3 protein-coding genes are annotated in these 2,952 nt (G+C 35.7%); all 3 read left to right on the top strand.

From position 1 onward, the window contains the following. Window positions 1-13 precede the first annotated feature (13 nt). Window positions 14-1,375, top strand: coding sequence for an oxygen-independent coproporphyrinogen III oxidase (gene hemN, locus AACY61_RS11590; RefSeq protein WP_339611742.1), 1,362 nt, complete (start codon window positions 14-16; stop codon window positions 1,373-1,375). 19 nt (window positions 1,376-1,394) lie between these two features. Further along, the gene (locus AACY61_RS11585; protein ID WP_339611741.1) at window positions 1,395-2,225 is read left to right on the top strand and encodes a universal stress protein; all 831 of its coding nucleotides are present in this window, start codon (window positions 1,395-1,397) and stop codon (window positions 2,223-2,225) included. A gap of 339 nt (window positions 2,226-2,564) precedes the next feature. Further along, window positions 2,565-2,952: c-type cytochrome (locus AACY61_RS11580; RefSeq protein ID WP_339611740.1), on the top strand; the 388-nt coding region annotated here is incomplete at its 3' end.

Below are 2,952 nucleotides of genomic sequence, written 5' to 3'. Positions count from 1 at the left end.
GAAAATAAAGAGCATGCAAAGTTTAACAGACAAATACAATGTGCCAGGTCCGCGATACACCAGTTACCCCACAGTTCCATACTGGGATGAGGCTAACTTTACAGCTGAAGACTGGACGAAACGATTGAAAATTCAGTTTGACCGTTACAACAATTCTGAAGGCATTAGCCTTTACATTCACCTGCCCTTTTGTGAAAGCTTATGTACTTTTTGCGGATGTCACAAACGCATCACTAAAAGACATGAAGTCGAAGAGCCATATATCAATGCCGTCATTAAAGAATGGCAATTGTACAAGCAACTATTGGTTGATAAACCCATTATAAAAGAAATACATCTGGGCGGTGGCACCCCCACCTTTTTTAGTCCTGAAAACCTCACTCATTTGATGAAAGGAATTCTTGAAGACACAATCATTGATGAAAACTATAGTTTTAGCTTTGAAGGACACCCTAACAATACTACCAAAGAACACTTGCAAGCGCTCTATGATACTGGTTTCAGACGCGTAAGCTTTGGGGTGCAGGATTACAACATGGCGGTTCAAATAGCCATCCACAGAATTCAGCCTTTTGAAAATGTCAAAAAAGTGACCGAATGGGCACGAGAAATTGGCTACACTTCAGTGGGTCACGACATCATTTTTGGATTGCCTTACCAAACCCTGGAGCACGTCAAATTCACCATCCAAAAAACCAAAGAACTGCAACCCGACCGTATTGCCTTCTATAGTTATGCGCACGTACCGTGGATTAAAGGAAACGGGCAACGGGGGTTTACTGAAGAAAACTTACCGAGTCCCGAATTGAAAAGAACCCAGTATGAAACTGGAAAAAAATTGTTGGAAACATTAGGGTACATTGAAATTGGAATGGATCATTTTGCCTTACCGGAAGATGAATTATGCCAGGCAATGTTCAACAATACCCTGCATCGCAATTTTATGGGGTATACCACCACTCAAAGCAAAATAATGATTGGTCTTGGGATTTCCGCAATTAGCGATAGCTGGACTGCTTTTGCCCAAAATGAGAAAAATATTGAAGCATATTATAAACTATTGAATGAAAATAAAATCCCCGTTTACAGAGGGCATTTATTGACTGAAGAAGATCAAATAATCAGAAAACATATCCTCAATTTGATGTGCAATCTACAGACAAACTGGTTTGCAACCGATGAAGAAATTATCAATTTTTCTGAAATCAAAGAAAATCTGGCAGAAATGGAAAAGGATGGATTGGTTTTGATTTTGCCAAACGCAATTGAAGTACCTGAAAAAGGGAGACCATTCATCAGAAACGTCTGTATGGCTTTTGATATTTTATTACAAAATAAACAACCTGAAACACGATTGTTTTCAATGACTGTTTAACCTATAACACTATACTATTATGAAAAAAATCATCGTACCGGTAGACTTTTCTAAGCATTCAGAATATGCCTTAAAAGTAGCCGCAAATATAGCAAAAAAGAATAAAGCTGAATTATTTTTACTACACATGCTGGACATCTCAGATCAGATGATCAGCATCACCGAAGCTACAAAAAGACGTGAACTCATGTTTTTTATGCAACTGGCCAATAAACAATTTGAGAAATTTATTGAGAAGGACTACATGAAAGGCATCAAAGCAAGCCCCATCATCAAACATTACAAAGTGTTTGAAGAAGTAGACAATACTGCTAAAGAAATCGATGCCGATTTTATCGTCATGGGCTCCAGGGGTTCCAGTGGGGTTAAAGGATATTTTGTGGGGTCAAATACCGAAAAAGTAGTGCGCACCTCAGACATACCCGTGCTTGTTGTTAAATCAGATACACAAGACTTCAACCCTAAAACAATTGTGTTTGCTTCAGATTTTAACAAGGAAAATTTAACTGCATTTAAAGCCATCAAGCAATTTGCAGATTCCTATAAGGCCACTTTAAAATTGGTTTATATAAACACTCCCAATGCCAATTTTAAAAATACACTAGAAATCAGAGAGCTCATGCGTACGTTTTTAAACAAAAATAAAATCTCCAACCACTCTGAAGATATTGTTATTTTTAATGATTATTCTGTTACAGAGGGTATTCAAAATGCAGCCTTGTTGTTACAGGCCGATTTGATTGCAATACCCACCCACGGTAGAAAAGGTATTAACAAAATACTTGCCGGAAGCATCAGTGAAGAAGTTGCAAATAAATCTGAAATTCCTGTATTGACAGTGAAAATTTAAGAACAACACCACTCATTTTTGTTGGAACAGCCGCATTTAGCAATGCGGCTGTTTGTGTTTTATAATTTATTTTTTATAAAAAGATTTTGAATACTTCATAGTTTTATAGGCAATCACTATTCTATTTATAGTATTCAAATGTAAAATATGATAAATATCATTTTCAATACAAAGTTCTCAAGCTACTTTTGAACAGTTATTTCAATTTTGTAAAAGTCTCATTTATTAAAGGTTAAGAAAAATAATCCAATATGATTCCAGTCATAAACAAAGGTAAAATAACAAAGTAATTTTACATCATTAAAACGAAACAGTAGATAACACTTAAAATCAATTACAATGAAAAGCATACTAAAAACAGCCCTTTTATTATTAGCTACAATCACCTTAATCTCTTGTGGAGGCGGAGAAAAAGAAGAAAAGAAAGACATTAAAATAGGAGATTACAGTAAAAAAAAAACTAAAAAAGAAAAAAAAGCAACCTCTTCAGCAGACATGATCGATCTATCTAACAAAGGAATTGGTCCTGTAAAGTCAGTTACAATTAATGACGGAATCGATGAAGCTATGGCAACACAAGGTGAAGATGTTTTCCAAAAAATGTGTTCAGCTTGTCACAAAATGGACAAAAAATTCATCGGTCCAAAAATAGCAGATGTAACAAACAGACGTGCTCCGGAATGGATCATGAACATGATATTGAATCCAGAAGAAATGATAGCTAAAG

Origin of the sequence: uncultured Planktosalinus sp., from assembly GCF_963973675.1 — a bacterium.
In the GTDB taxonomy this organism is placed as follows: domain Bacteria; phylum Bacteroidota; class Bacteroidia; order Flavobacteriales; family Flavobacteriaceae; genus Planktosalinus.
The sequence above is the reverse complement of the archived record's forward strand: the minus strand, read 5'-3'. Positions and strand labels throughout refer to the sequence as shown.